A 12,629-nucleotide genomic window follows, 5' to 3' on the forward strand; every position below is an offset into this window, starting at 1 on the left:
TGAAACCGCGCTGAATGTGGGGTGCCGCACGCTCTGTGGCATGAACTCGACGACATCGCACTCACCACTTGCCATCGCGGCCGACGGGCTGCGGAAGGCCTACGGGGACAAGACGGTTCTCGACGGGATCGACCTGGCGGTGCCGGCCGGTACCGTGTTCTCCCTCCTCGGGCCGAACGGTGCCGGGAAGACCACCGCCGTCAAGATCCTCTCCACCCTCATCGGCGCCGACGCCGGCGAGCTGCGCGTGGGCGGTCACGACCTGGCCACCGACGCGCAGGCCGTGCGGGCCTCGATCGGTGTCACCGGACAGTTCTCCGCCGTCGACGGTCTGATCACCGGCGAGGAGAACATGCTCCTCATGGCGGACCTCCACCACCTCTCCCGAGCGGAGGGGCGACGCACGGCCGCCGAGCTCCTCGAGCGCTTCGACCTCACCGACGCCGCGAAGAAGCCCGCCTCCACCTACTCCGGCGGCATGAAGCGCCGCCTCGACCTCGCCATGACCCTCGTCGGCAACCCGCGGATCATCTTCCTCGACGAACCCACCACCGGCCTCGACCCGCGCAGCCGCCACAACATGTGGGGCATCATCCGCGGGCTCGTCGCCGACGGCGTGACCGTCTTCCTCACCACGCAGTACCTGGAAGAGGCCGACGAACTCGCCGACCGTATCGCGGTGTTGAACGACGGCAGGATCGCCGCCGAGGGCACCGCCGACGAGCTCAAGCGGATCGTCCCCGGCGGACACGTCCGGCTCCGCTTCACCGACCCCTCCGCCTACCAGTCGGCCGCGACCGCCCTGCGCGAGGCCACCCCCGACGACGAGGCACTCGCCCTGCAGATCCCCAGCGACGGCAGCCAGCGCGAACTCCGTTCCATCCTCGACTGGTTGGACTCGGCAGGCGTCGAGGCGGACGAACTCACCGTCCACACCCCCGACCTCGACGACGTCTTCTTCGCCCTCACCGGCGGCGCCACCACCGTGCCCAACCAGACCAAGGAGAACGTCCGATGAGCTCTCTCGCCCTCGCCGTCCGCGACTCGTCCACCATGCTGCGCCGCAACCTGCTCCACGCCCGCCGCTACCCGTCGATGACGCTGAACCTGCTGCTCACGCCGATCATCCTGCTCCTGCTCTTCGTCTACATCTTCGGTGACGTGATGAGCGCGGGCATCGGCGGCAGCGGCGCCGACCGCTCCGACTACATCGCCTACATCGTCCCCGGCCTGCTGATGATGACCATCGGCTCCACCGTGATCGGGGCCGCGATCTCCGTATCCATGGACATGACCGAAGGGCTCATCGCCCGCTTCCGCACGATGGCGATCTACCGGGGCTCGCTGCTCATCGGGCACGTCGTGGGCAGCGTGCTCCAGGTGATGGCCAGCCTGATCCTCGTCGGCGCGGTCGCCGTGGCCATGGGCTTCCGGTCCACGGACGCCACCGCCCTGGAGTGGCTGGCGGCGCTCGGACTGCTCGTACTGTTCTCCCTGGCGCTCACCTGGATCGCGGTCGGCATGGGCATGGCCAGCCCGAACCCCGAGGCGGCCAGCAACATGGCCATGCCGCTGATCCTGCTCCCGCTCATCTCCAGCGCCTTCATCCCGGCCGACACGATGCCGGGCTGGTTCCAGCCCATCGCCGACTACCAGCCCTTCACCCCGGCCATCGAGACTCTGCGTGGACTGCTCCTCGGCACCGAGATCGGCAACAACGGCTGGATCGCCATCGCCTGGTGCGTCGGCCTGAGCCTGCTCGGCTACCGCTGGTCCATGGCCCAGTTCAACCGTGACCCGAAGTAACGGAAACGGTCATGACCGCGCGGGCCGCCTCCCGCAACTCGTCGCGCCCCAGGGCGGCGTACTCCGACACCGCGTCGGCGTACGCCGCCCTGGCCGCGTTCCCGGCGGCCTCGACCGCCCGCCGCGCGCGGTCCGCCGACATCGTCGGCTGGTAGTCGCGCAGCACGCGCAGCCGCTCGGCCAACGCGATCATCCGAACGGCGTCGACGGCACCCGTGTTCAGGGCGGCGTCGGAGGGTTCGACGGCACCGGCATCGACGCTGCCTGCGGCTGCCGCCAGGCCCACCATGCCCAGGGCGTGCAGTGCCGTGCCGAGCAGCGCCAGCTCCATGGGCCTGGGCGGACCGGAGAGCAGCGTGCGCAGGCCCCGCCGCAGTCGGGCGACCGGCTCCGCGACGAGTTCGAGCCGGCCGGCGTGCGCGTGCGCCGTCACCGCCGTCGACTGGATCTGCAGCACCCACCGGTCGAGGAACGGATCGCCGTCGTACATCGCGCCCGCGCCCGTCACCCCCTCCATGGCGCCGCGCCACAGCCCGAGCCCGACCTCCGTCAGCCCGCGCGCAAGGGCGATCTCGGCGCGTCCGCCGAGGTCGGCACTGTCGGAGTCGTCCTTCTGCGAGGCGTTCACGGCCTCCGCCTGCCGCAGCCAGTACTCGGCCTCGTCGGGCTCGCCCCGCTGGAGACAGGCGAGGACGAGACCCCCGCGGACCCCGATGGAGTCCCGCTCGTCGCCGAGCCGCGGCAGCGCCTCGAGCGCCGCCCTGAGATGCGTGTACGCCGTCTCGCCCTGGCCCGTCTGCAGGCACAGCTCGCTCAGCCGGGCATGGCCGAGGACCTGTACGAACGGGTTGTCGACCGGCGCGAGCGCGGTGACGATCCGGTGGGCCGAGGCGAGCGCGCGGTCGATGTCGTGCTCGTGCTCCCAGACGTAGGTGGCGACCCACTCGGCGATACCGGCGAGCAGCGGCTGCTCGCTGTCGCACAGCTCGCGCAGTACGTCGTAGTCCGGGGGCTGAATCTCGGGCATCGCCCGCAGCACCACCGCGATGGCCCGCACCAGCGTGTCCGGCGGGGCCGGCGGCAGCCGCCGCAGGGTGACCAACTGCCGTACGGCGACGGGTCCGTAGCCCATGAACAGGCTCGCCGTGCACAACACGGCGGCGGCGCGGGCGACTTCGACGTACTCGGGCTCGGGGTAATAGTGCGACAGCGGTGGGCCGGTGTCCGCGGCGAGGGCGGCCAGGCGCAGGTAGTTGGAGCCGGTGGACCACAGCGCGGTCAGAACGGCGGTGAGGGCGGCGATGGTTGGGCCGTCCGTACGGGCCAGGGCGTGCCGCAGGGCCAGTACGAGGTTGTCCTGCTCGGCCCTGATCCGCTCCCCGGCGGCCAGCGGCTCCGGGCCGAAGTACCAGTCGTGGTAAGCGACTCCGAAGTCCCGCGCCCAGAGGAGGAGTTGGTCGACGGCCACCTCGTCCTCGCCGGCCTCCGCACGCCGGGCCGCGCTGAACTCCCGTACGGTCTCCAGCATGCGGAACCGTACGCCGACCGGCGTGTCTGCGACGGTGAGCAGCGACTGGTCGGCCAGCTGCTCCAGCAGGAACAGCGCGTCCTCGCCGAGGACTTGCTCGGCCGCCTCGCCGGAGAAGCCGCCGGGGAACACGGACAGTGTGCGCAGCGCGGCCCTCGCCTCCTCCTCCAGGAGGTTCCAGCTCCAGTCGACGACCGCGTGCAGCGTGCGGTGCCGCTCGGGCACGTCCCGCGCCCCGCCGCGCAGCAGCGCGAACCGGTCGCCGAGGCGGCGGGCGATCTCCGGCACCGACAGCACCCGTACCCGGGCGGCGGCCAGTTCCACGGCGAGCGGCAGCCCGTCGAGGTGGCGGCACAGCCCGGCCACCGCGTCCGGCGGGAGCTCCACCCCGGGCCGGGCGGCCCGCGCCCGCTGCGTGAACAGCTCAACAGACGTGGCAAGTTGGAGTTCCGGCAGCGCGTACACCGCCTCCGACGTGAGGCCGAGAGGGGAGCGGCTGGTGGCGAGCACCCGCAGGTCCTTCGCGGACGACACCAGCGCCCGTACGAGGGCGGCGGCACCGGCGACGACCTGTTCGCAGTTGTCCAGGACCAGCAGGGCGGGCCCGGCGCCGAACACGCCGAGGATGCCGGACACCGGGTCGTGGCCGCCCAGGGCGCCGGGCCGCTTCTCGCCCGCGCCGAGCGCGGAGGCGACCTCGGCGGCCACGTCCTCGTCGGCGGTGACACCGGCCAACGGCACGAAGTACACGACGCGTTGCTCGGCGCGGCGGCTGACGGCGTGCGCGAGCCGGGTCTTGCCGAGACCGCCGGGGCCGACGACGGTGACGGCACGGGAGGCGCGCAGCAGCCGCTCGACCTCCCCGATGTCTTCCTCCCGCCCGAGCAGCGGGTTGGGCTCGTGCGGCACACCGTGCCGGACCACGGGCGCCTCCCCGGACAGCAACTCCTGCTGTACGGATTGGAGTTGAGCGCCAGGATCCGTCCCGAGCGTCTCCCGCAACCCCCTCCGGTACGCCTCGTACCGGGTCAGCGCGGCGGACGGGCCCGCTGTCGCCGCCTCGGCGCGCAGCAGCTCGGCGAGCACCTCCTCGTCGCGCGGATGCCCGGCCGCGACGACGGCCAACGGCCCGGCGGCCTCCGCGTGCCGCCCCAGCCGGGCGAGCGCGAGCGCCCGCGCGCGGACGAGGGTGCCGTGTACGGGGGCCCGCTCGGCGCGCAGCGCGTCCACGGGGTCGCCGGTGTCACCTGGAGCGTCCCCGCCGCCGCTGACCCCCTCCCACAGCGCGAGCCCGGCCTCGGCGGCGGCCAGCGCACCGGCGTGATCACCGGCCCGGGCACGCTCCCCGCTCACGCCGGCGTGCACCAACAGAGCCGAACTGTCGACCTGTTCCTCGGCGAGGGCGAGCCGGTACCCGGTAGGCGTGCTGGCGATGACATCACCCTCCAGCTGCGCCCGCGCCCGCGACACCAGCACCTGCAACGCCTTCCCCGGCCGCTCCGGCAACTCCTCCGGCCACAGCCCCGCCACCAGCCGCTCGGCACTGCATCCGGTACGCAGATCGCCGGCGAGCAGCGCGAGAAGGGCACGTAGGCGGGGAGCGGTGACCTCCTGGCCGCGATAGGCGACGCGGGGGAGGAGGGTCAGGTCGGTGGGCATGCGTGAAGGTTAGCCAGGGGGCGGCCCTGGAACTCCTGCGGAGGGCTGAACCCGTGCCGCGCGGCCGGATTGTCGCTAGGTGGGCGGTCGCGGTTGCGGTCACGCCTGGCCTGTGAACATGTTGATCAGGCCGTGGGGTGTGTCCTCGCCGTAGAGCATCTCGTGGAGTTCGTTGCCGTCTGCGGCGGCTTTGGTGCTGCGCGGGAACATGGCCTGCTCGTACGTGGTGAGGGCGGTCTCGATGTCGGCGGGGTGGGCGGCGATGGCCTCGGCGAGTTCGGCGCCGTCGTACATGGCCAGGTTGGCGCCTTCGCCGTTCGGAAGGGCGAGGTGGGCGGCGTCGCCGATGAGGGTGACGCCCGGTACGCGATCCCAACGGTGGTCTACGGGAAGGGCGTTGAGGGGGCGCAGCACCGGTGTGGTCTCGCCGTCGGTGATCAGCGCGGTGAGTTCCGGCGCCCAGCCGGCGTACTCCAGCGCGACGCGCGCCCTGGCCTCGGCGGAGTCGGTGAAGTCGATGTCCGCGAACCACTCCTGCGGCTTGGCGAGCATCAGGTACGTGTGCAGGGTGCCGCCGCGCTCCCGGTGGGCGGCGATGGCCTTGCCCGGCGAGAGCGCGTACAGCGCCCCGCCGCCGACCGTCTTCGCGGCGGCCGGGTGACGGGTGTCGCTGTCGAACAGATAGGTCTCGACGAAGGACATCCCGACGTACGCGGGCGTCGCGTCGGACAGCAGCGGCCGTACGCGGGACCACGCGCCGTCCGCGCCGACGAGCAGGCCCGTGGTGAGGGTCGTGCCGTCGGCGAACGTGACCTCATGGCGGCCGTCGCCGAGGGTGCGGGTACGGCTGACCTTGTGCCCCCAGCGGACGGTGCCGGCCGGGAGCGAGTCGAGCAGCAGCTGCCGCAGCTCGCCGCGCTGCACTTCGGGGCGGCCCCCCGTACCGTCGTCGGCCTGTTCGAACAGGACGGTGCCGTCCCGGTCGAGGACGCGTGTCGCTTCGCGGCCATCGAGGACGAGGCCGCGGAACTCGTCGAACAGTCCGGCGGCCTTGAGGGCGCGCTGCCCGTCCTCCTCGTGGATGTCGAGCATCCCGCCCTGCGCGCGGGCGGTGGGGGAGGGCTCGGCCTCGTAGACCGCCGCCGGGATGCCGTGGACGTGGAGGACGCGGGCGAGGGTCAGGCCGCCGAGCCCGGCGCCGATGATCGTGATGTCCGTAGGGGTGGATGTGGGGGTGGGGGTGTTCATGGGGGTGCCCTCCTGGGTGCATGGCATGGCAGGTGAATGGACGAACGGATTCATGGAACGTCGTTCCAGTGCGCTCGGATGTCAGCCTGGAACGTCGTTCCAGAGTTGTCAAGCTGGAACGGTGTTCCAGGGGTGTGTCAGGATGGCCGCATGGCTGCTGCAACCAGGGCGCGTCGTCCGGAGCGACGCGAGGAACCGCTCTCGCGGGAGCGCATCGTCGAGGCGGCGATCGAGCTTCTCGACGAGTCCGGCGAGAGCGGGCTCACGTTCCGTGCGCTGGCCCGGCATCTCGCCACGGGGCCCGGCGCGATCTACTGGCACGTCACGGGCAAGGACGAGCTGCTCGGGGCGGCCACCGATGCGGTGGTCGGCGGCGCGATGACGGCCGCCGCGGACACCGCCGACGAGGACGCGACCCCTCAGGAGGCGGTGCGCGCCCTGGCCCTCGGCGTGTTCGACGCGATCGACGTCCACCCGTGGATCGGCGCGCAACTCGCCCGCTCCCCGGCGCAGTCGCCGCTGCTGCGGGTCTTCGAGCACCTCGGTCGCCAGGTTCAGGCGCTCGGAGTGCCCCACGCGGCCCAGTTCACCGCCGCGTCGGCCCTGCTGAACTACATCCTCGGCGTGGGCGGCCAGAACGCGGCCAACGCCCGCGAACACCAACCGGGCGCGACCCGCACCGAGTTCCTCGACGTGGTCGCGGCGTCCTGGTCGAACCTCGACCCGGAGGAGTACGCGTTCACGCGGGCCGTCGCGGACCAGCTGAGGGACCACGACGACAGGGAGGAGTTCCTGGCGGGCATCGACCTGATCCTCACGGGGATCACTGGGCGGTGGTGAACTCCTGCCAGGCGGTGGGGGAGAGGTGGAGTACGGGGGCGTCGGGGGGTGTCTTGGAGTCGCCGACAGCGACGGTGCCTATGTGGTTGCGGGCGACTTCGACGCATTGGCCTGAGGTGCTGCTGTAGCTGGACTTCACGAAGTTGAACTCGGGCATGAGTCGGCACTCCTCGCTGATGGACTCAACTGTCTGGAGCTGGCCGGGAGCCAGATATGGTTTCCATTGATTACATGGTGTGTAGGTGGCGTCACGTATTGTCAACGCTGGCGTACTCGCGTGCCCACATCGTCAGGGCGAACAACGAGATGCGGGAATGACCATGCCGAAGGGATCCGATCTTCAGGTCGACTATGACCTGCTGGCGACGAGTGCCAAGCAACTCGCCCAGATCCGCCGTGAGTTCAAAGGCCTGGAGGACTGGAAGCAGGACATCGAGTCGCTGCTCGGCGACAGCCGTGTCCAGACCGCCATGCGCGACTTCGTGGACAACTGGGACCAGAACCGGGGGCGGCTGGTCGAGGAGATCGAGGAGGTCGGGAAGCAGGTCAAGACAACCAGCGACGCCTTCAAGGGACTCGAGGACCAGTTGGCCAAGGCCAACAGGGGGAAGTAGCGCCTTGGGCGCAGAGGGACTGACGGCTCTTCGCAGGGGGAACATCCATGGCTCGGTTGGCTGACTGGGCGCCGCTCGCAGAGACCGACCCTGTTCCGGGGGATCCGGACGGGATCAGGCGCGAAGTCACGCACATGAAGAGGATCGCCGAGAAGCTGCGCACGCAGGCTGCCGCCATACAGGCGATCGCCGAGTGCGACGGTCTGAAGGGCGAGTACGCCGACAAGCTGGGTGACAACGCGCGCGGGCTCGGCCGGCGGCTGGACCTGGCCGAGGACCGCTACCGCAAGGTGAAGGGGCATCTCGGCGGTTGGGCGGACGACATGGAGGACGCCCAGAAGAGGGCGGGCCATGCCCTCGACGACGCCAAGGCCGCCCAGCGGATCATCGACCAGCACAAGCCGGACAGCGCCGGTAAGAACGCGGACCCGGACGCCGACAAGGACAAGCCGGACGAGGACCCCGTCCTGAAGCGGGCCCGGGAAGACCTCGAGACCGCCCGCACGAAGTTGCGGTCAGCCATCACCTTCTACGGTGAGCGCGCGGACCACTACGCCGGCAAGATCCGGTCGTCGATCGACGACGACATGGAGGACAGCTGGTGGAACGACTTCAAGGCGTGGGTGGGCGACGCTGACTGGTTGGCGACACTGGCCGAGGTTCTGAGCAACATCACCACCCTGCTCACCTTTGCCGCGATCTTCTTCCCAGCTCTCGGCGTGCTGGCCGGAATTCTCACCGGAATCGTCTTCGGCATCCACCTCGTCATGGCTCTGACCGGCAACGGCTCCTGGTTCGACGTGGTCACCGACATCGCGGCGTTCAAGATGGCCAAGAACGGCGTCAAGGCGGCCAAGGCGGTCATGGCGCTGCAGAAGGAAGGGCGCGGCATTTCGAAGGGCCTCGCGGAGCAGCAGGCGAAACGGGTGGCCAGAATGAACCGTGCCGCCGGTGGGCGAGGTGGCAGCGGACGCCTGGGCCGACTCCGCAGAACGGCGGACAACCAGCAGGGGCGAGCTGCGGGTGTGAAGACCCGGGACGAGGCCATGCCGGTGGCGACGCGGAAGGAGACCTACAAGGCCTTGGGTGACAAACGCATGGCGGAGCAGGTGAAGGACATCGAGCGCATGAGCGGCAGGTATCCGGACAGCCGCCGACTGAGTGAGATCGCCTCGGACGCGGCCCGTCAGAAGGGCGTGTCCCAGGCCTACTGGGGGACAAGTACGGCACTCGATCTCGGCGGACGGGCCGGAGACGCATGGTCCCCTACCTATGTGAGTGCCAAGGGAGACATGACAGCGCCGGCAGCCGGGCTGGGGTCACAATGGTGAGGCGCAAGCCGGAGAAGCGGGCCAGCTGCCTCACGCAGAGCGCACGCACTCGGCAGGCGCGCCAGGCCCAGGAGCGCGTACGGGCCGCAGCGGATCAAGACCTTTACGGGGCCGTGCGGGCTCCCGGTGGACCGGAAGACCATCCCGGGACCGATGCGGCCGACTCCGGAACCCATGAGTCCGGCCCAACAGACGAGCGGTTCCTCAAGCGGGCGGCCCAGGTGCGCTACGCGCTGCTCGCCATCGCCCTCGTCATGCTGCTGTGGTTCATCGTCGCGATGCCGGATCAGCCGACATCGGGGCTGGAACTGTCCATGCCCACCTGGGTGTTGGACGTCGCCGCGCTCAGCCCTCTGCTGGTGCTGATCCGGTTCTGGAGCCCGGCGATCAGGAGGAAGAGCGACACCCTGGAATTCGACCTGCGGGTCATCAGCGGTCTCTACTTCCTCATGGCGTTCCTGGGAGCCTCGCTCGGCGGATACTGGCAGCTGTGGCCCGGGGTCGGGATCAGCGCCGCGGTGCATGCGGGCATTTGGTACACGAACAGGCGGACCCGCGGTCATGACTGATTCCATGACCGAACCGGCCTCGCCGCCTACTGGCTACGGGTTTCTCCTGCCCGAGGACTGGGTGCAGATCCCACTGAGGCAGGGAGACGCGGAGGATGCTGTACGTTCCGTCGTCGCTTCTGCCTTTGCGAGCGTGCCGGGAGACGTGCCGCGCGACAAACTGACGCCTCTGCGGCTGGAGTTGGAGCGGAGACTGCGGGCAGCGGTCGCCGAGGCTCGCAGGGCCGAGGCACTGGAGATGTATCTGCCGGTGAAGCCGGCGTGGGAGGTGAATCTCGGGGCATCGTTCACGGTCTCCAACGCGCGTCTTCCGGCGCGCTCGGGGGCTGACGGTGCATCGAGTGGAGTGTCCGACCCTGCGGATATCGCTGTGCAACTGCTCTCCGCCGACGATACGGCGAGTGACTCGGAGATGGACCTGAGCAGTGGCGAGGTCGACGGAGCCCTTGCGGTTCGCCGCGAGCGTGTCGTGTCTGCAAGCCCGGAGCGCGGTGCGGAGCTTGCCAGCCGACGGGTGGAGTACCTCGTGGCGGTACCCGGTGACCCCGGCCAGTGGCTGGTGGCCGCTTTCTCCACGATCGGCGCCGGGGACCCCCGGGACGACCTGGCCGATGCGATGGTCGAGTGGTTCGACGCCCTGATGACGACCTTCCGGTGGAGCTGGACATGACGGAGCCCCTGGTCGAGCTGGAGCACGAGTTCAGCCTCGACATCGACTACGACCCGAGCCGATGGCTGGAGCTTCCTCCGCGATGGGACACCGAGGAATGGCAGGACATCGACGCCTGGACGCGTTCCTGCGCCGAACTGTTCTGGCGGTCGTACGGACAGGATCCGGGCGAGTCGGGTATCCCGTTCCTCGCCGGGGTGTTGCGGCGTCTCGCGGACGCCTTCGCGCCGGAGCCCTTCGACACGCGGGTGCTGCTGCGTATGTGGGAGCCGACGAGTATGCCCCTCCCGGTCCTCGCCATGGTCAAGCCCGCGCAGGGCGACCGTGTGGAGACGCTGCGCTTCCTCGTCGGAGCCGAGGACCCGGAGGCTGTCGAGCCCCCGGTCGTCGAGTCCTTCCGCACGGAACATCTCGGTGAGGGGCTGCGGACATTCCGCCATCTCCGACAGGACTACACCCCCGAAGTGATCGCGGCACTCCGCTACGCCTGGCGCGACGAGGAAGTCGGCGCCGACGTGGTGCTGTGGACCGCCACCGAGGACACGGCACGGGTCATCCGGGCCGCCCGGGACATCGAAGAGCTGGCGCACAAGGTGAGCGTGGCGGTCTGGAACCTTGAACCGGACGACGAGGAGTCGCCGGATACGGCGCAGTAGCAACACCCGCGTCCCCGGTCGGCCCGCCCTGGCTCACTGGGCGCTGGTGAACTCCTGCCAGGCGGTGGGGGAGAGGTGGAGTACGGGGGCGTCGGGGGGTGTTTTGGAGTCGCGGACAGCGACGGTGCCTATGTGGTTGCGGGCGACTTCGACGCATTCTCCGCTGGCGGTGCTGTAGGTGGACTTCACGAATCTGAGGTGGTCTGTCAACGCATGTCCTCGCAGATGCTCTCGATCAGCCTGAGCGAGTCCTTCGGGGCCAGGCTCAGCCTTGCCGTGCGATCGAAGAACGAGCTGTACGTCGTACTGTCGGCCTCGTTCTCGACCCACACGGTAGCCGCGATGCTGTCGACGTGGACCACGTCCACCGCCTCGGCTTCCGCGAACGAGACGATGTTGAAGGATCCGCCGATGCACGCGTGGCCACCGGCACGGAAGGGCAGTACCTGCACACGTACGTTGGGGAGTTCGGCGACCTCGATGAGGTGCCGGAGTTGAGCGCGCATGACATCCGGTCCGCCGACCTGTTGGTGCAGTACGCCCTCTCCGATGACTGCGTAGAACTGAAGCGGAGCGCTTCCTGACAGCCGGGCTTGCCGCTTCCGGCGCACATCGACGACGCCCTCGATCTCGTCGGGGTCCTGCCACAGTCCCTCGCTCACGACCAACCCCCTGGTGTACTCGGGAGTTTGCAGCAGCCCGGGAATCAGGGACTGTTGCCATGCTCGAATCTCGGAGGCGGCGTCCTCCATTGCGATGTACTCGGCGATGCCCCTGGCCTGCGGGGCGTGTTGCCACCAGCCTTTGGTCTTGCGGCGCTCGCGGTCGAGCCTGGCGAGGGCGAGGAGCCGGCTGAGGGTCTTCGGGTCGTCCAGGCCGTAGCACTCGCACAATGCTCGGATGTCGACGTCGCGCATCGGCACCCAACCCTGCTCCATCTTCACGATCTTCGAGTTGGTCGCGTCGAGCACGGAAGCGGCTTGCTGCTGGGTTTTCCCGGCGGCGTCGCGGAGGCGCAGCAACTCTCCACCGAGGCGGCGGCCCAGGACAGTTGACGCTCGGTTACCTGTTGATGCGGAACGGTTCACGGGATCAGTCTCGCCCCTCCGTGGCTTACCGTCACACGATGGAGCCAATTGTCTCCAAGCTACTTGTGCTTGAGTTAACTGTCTCGCTACGTTCGGCACCCAACCGCTCACTCAGCGGCGCCGTTCGGCAAGCCGCACTCGGAGGTGCCCCCCATGCCCAACGACCCCCTCCTCCACGAAGACCGCCTCGACTACACCCCCGTCCCCCGCAGCGTCCCCCTCGCCCGTACCCGTACCGCCCGGCTCGTCGTCGAGTGGGGGCATTCCGACGTCGCCGGGGATGTCGCCCTCGTCGTCAGTGAGTTGATGACCAACGCCCTGCTGCACGGGAGCATCCGGGGGCGGCTCATCCGCGTACGGCTTGCCGTCACCGGCGCCGCCCTGCGCGTCGAAGTCAGTGATCCGCGTGCCGAGCGCGTGCCGTGGCCGCGTGAGGTGAGCGGCGAGGATCAGTTCGGGCGGGGGCTGCTGCTGGTCGGGGCGTTGGCCGGGCGGTGGGGTGTGGAGCCTCGGGAGGGTGTGGGGAAGACGGTCTGGGCTGAGTGGGGATTGTTGGTGGGGTGAGGGAGGTGGGTCCGCTCGTCGGCGTCGAGAAGTGACGCAGATGGCCTCCGCCGTGC

At 69.8% G+C, this 12,629-nt stretch carries 14 protein-coding genes; 9 read left to right on the top strand and 5 right to left on the bottom strand.

The annotated features are described in order from the left end of the window. Positions 1-40: 40 nt before the first annotated feature. Positions 41-1,018 (top strand): ATP-binding cassette domain-containing protein, encoded by a 978-nt coding sequence (locus tag ABZ855_RS14125; protein WP_360806091.1) that lies wholly within the window; start codon positions 41-43, stop codon positions 1,016-1,018. Continuing rightward, positions 1,015-1,806, top strand: a complete 792-nt coding sequence (locus tag ABZ855_RS14130; RefSeq protein ID WP_360806094.1) for an ABC transporter permease — start codon at positions 1,015-1,017, stop codon at positions 1,804-1,806. The genes ABZ855_RS14125 and ABZ855_RS14130 overlap by 4 nt, the downstream gene beginning before the upstream one ends. Here the strand turns inward: ABZ855_RS14130 and ABZ855_RS14135 are convergent. Together ABZ855_RS14135 and ABZ855_RS14140 are read right to left on the bottom strand one after the other, a co-directional pair. Continuing rightward, positions 1,787-4,993, bottom strand: coding sequence for a BTAD domain-containing putative transcriptional regulator (locus tag ABZ855_RS14135; RefSeq protein ID WP_360806097.1), 3,207 nt, complete (start codon positions 4,991-4,993; stop codon positions 1,787-1,789). The genes ABZ855_RS14130 and ABZ855_RS14135 overlap by 20 nt on opposite strands. A 99-nt stretch (positions 4,994-5,092) precedes the next feature. Next, positions 5,093-6,241 carry an NAD(P)/FAD-dependent oxidoreductase gene (locus ABZ855_RS14140; RefSeq protein WP_360806100.1) on the bottom strand — a complete coding sequence of 383 codons (1,149 nt, stop codon included), beginning with the start codon at positions 6,239-6,241 and terminating at the stop codon, positions 5,093-5,095. Positions 6,242-6,391: 150 nt separating this feature from the next. On the opposite strand from ABZ855_RS14140, the gene ABZ855_RS14145 reads away from it, so the two are divergent. Then, positions 6,392-7,081, top strand: a complete 690-nt coding sequence (locus ABZ855_RS14145; RefSeq protein ID WP_360806103.1) for a TetR family transcriptional regulator — start codon at positions 6,392-6,394, stop codon at positions 7,079-7,081. Here the strand turns inward: ABZ855_RS14145 and ABZ855_RS14150 are convergent. Further along, positions 7,065-7,238 (bottom strand): DUF397 domain-containing protein, encoded by a 174-nt coding sequence (locus ABZ855_RS14150; protein ID WP_360806106.1) that lies wholly within the window; start codon positions 7,236-7,238, stop codon positions 7,065-7,067. The genes ABZ855_RS14145 and ABZ855_RS14150 overlap by 17 nt on opposite strands. Before the next feature lie 163 nt (positions 7,239-7,401). On the opposite strand from ABZ855_RS14150, the gene ABZ855_RS14155 reads away from it, so the two are divergent. Genes ABZ855_RS14155 through ABZ855_RS14175 form a run of 5 tightly spaced genes read left to right on the top strand, consistent with a single transcriptional unit; the run spans position 7,402 to position 10,921 of the window. Continuing rightward, a complete protein-coding gene (locus ABZ855_RS14155; protein ID WP_360806109.1) occupies positions 7,402-7,695 on the top strand; it encodes a hypothetical protein in 294 nt (97 codons plus the stop codon). A 47-nt stretch (positions 7,696-7,742) separates the two neighbouring features. Continuing rightward, the gene (locus ABZ855_RS14160) at positions 7,743-9,026 is read left to right on the top strand and encodes a hypothetical protein (RefSeq protein WP_360806112.1); all 1,284 of its coding nucleotides are present in this window, start codon (positions 7,743-7,745) and stop codon (positions 9,024-9,026) included. Continuing rightward, positions 9,020-9,595, top strand: coding sequence for a hypothetical protein (locus ABZ855_RS14165; RefSeq protein WP_360806115.1), 576 nt, complete (start codon positions 9,020-9,022; stop codon positions 9,593-9,595). Before ABZ855_RS14160 ends, ABZ855_RS14165 begins: the two co-directional genes overlap by 7 nt. Beyond that, positions 9,588-10,265 (top strand): hypothetical protein, encoded by a 678-nt coding sequence (locus ABZ855_RS14170; RefSeq protein ID WP_360806118.1) that lies wholly within the window; start codon positions 9,588-9,590, stop codon positions 10,263-10,265. Before ABZ855_RS14165 ends, ABZ855_RS14170 begins: the two co-directional genes overlap by 8 nt. Further along, positions 10,262-10,921, top strand: a complete 660-nt coding sequence (locus tag ABZ855_RS14175) for a hypothetical protein (protein WP_360806121.1) — start codon at positions 10,262-10,264, stop codon at positions 10,919-10,921. Before ABZ855_RS14170 ends, ABZ855_RS14175 begins: the two co-directional genes overlap by 4 nt. Before the next feature lie 33 nt (positions 10,922-10,954). Here ABZ855_RS14175 and ABZ855_RS14180 read toward each other — a convergent pair whose 3' ends face one another. Both ABZ855_RS14180 and ABZ855_RS14185 read right to left on the bottom strand, forming a co-directional pair. Continuing rightward, on the bottom strand, positions 10,955-11,131 hold the full coding sequence (locus ABZ855_RS14180; protein ID WP_360806124.1) for a DUF397 domain-containing protein: 177 nt from the start codon (positions 11,129-11,131) through the stop codon (positions 10,955-10,957). After that, a complete protein-coding gene (locus tag ABZ855_RS14185; protein WP_360806127.1) occupies positions 11,128-12,009 on the bottom strand; it encodes a helix-turn-helix transcriptional regulator in 882 nt (293 codons plus the stop codon). The genes ABZ855_RS14180 and ABZ855_RS14185 overlap by 4 nt, the downstream gene beginning before the upstream one ends. Positions 12,010-12,162: 153 nt before the next feature. Between ABZ855_RS14185 and ABZ855_RS14190 the strand changes: the two genes are divergently transcribed. Further along, entirely contained in the window at positions 12,163-12,573 is a 411-nt protein-coding gene (locus tag ABZ855_RS14190) for an ATP-binding protein (RefSeq protein WP_360806130.1), read from the top strand. Positions 12,574-12,629 lie beyond the last annotated feature (56 nt).

Source organism: Streptomyces sp. NPDC047042, from assembly GCF_040644035.1.
Lineage (GTDB): Bacteria > Actinomycetota > Actinomycetes > Streptomycetales > Streptomycetaceae > Streptomyces.

Bases quoted from the DNA above. Each gene is read 5' to 3' on its own strand.
- ABZ855_RS14125 (WP_360806091.1), top strand. From the start codon at position 41: ATGAACTCGACGACATCGCACTCACCACTTGCCATCGCGGCCGACGGG.
- ABZ855_RS14130 (WP_360806094.1), top strand. From the start codon at position 1,015: ATGAGCTCTCTCGCCCTCGCCGTCCGCGACTCGTCCACCATGCTGCGC.
- ABZ855_RS14135 (WP_360806097.1), bottom strand. From the start codon at position 4,993: ATGCCCACCGACCTGACCCTCCTCCCCCGCGTCGCCTATCGCGGCCAG.
- ABZ855_RS14140 (WP_360806100.1), bottom strand. From the start codon at position 6,241: ATGAACACCCCCACCCCCACATCCACCCCTACGGACATCACGATCATC.
- ABZ855_RS14145 (WP_360806103.1), top strand. From the start codon at position 6,392: ATGGCTGCTGCAACCAGGGCGCGTCGTCCGGAGCGACGCGAGGAACCG.
- ABZ855_RS14150 (WP_360806106.1), bottom strand. From the start codon at position 7,238: ATGCCCGAGTTCAACTTCGTGAAGTCCAGCTACAGCAGCACCTCAGGC.
- ABZ855_RS14155 (WP_360806109.1), top strand. From the start codon at position 7,402: ATGCCGAAGGGATCCGATCTTCAGGTCGACTATGACCTGCTGGCGACG.
- ABZ855_RS14160 (WP_360806112.1), top strand. From the start codon at position 7,743: ATGGCTCGGTTGGCTGACTGGGCGCCGCTCGCAGAGACCGACCCTGTT.
- ABZ855_RS14165 (WP_360806115.1), top strand. From the start codon at position 9,020: ATGGTGAGGCGCAAGCCGGAGAAGCGGGCCAGCTGCCTCACGCAGAGC.
- ABZ855_RS14170 (WP_360806118.1), top strand. From the start codon at position 9,588: ATGACTGATTCCATGACCGAACCGGCCTCGCCGCCTACTGGCTACGGG.
- ABZ855_RS14175 (WP_360806121.1), top strand. From the start codon at position 10,262: ATGACGGAGCCCCTGGTCGAGCTGGAGCACGAGTTCAGCCTCGACATC.
- ABZ855_RS14190 (WP_360806130.1), top strand. From the start codon at position 12,163: ATGCCCAACGACCCCCTCCTCCACGAAGACCGCCTCGACTACACCCCC.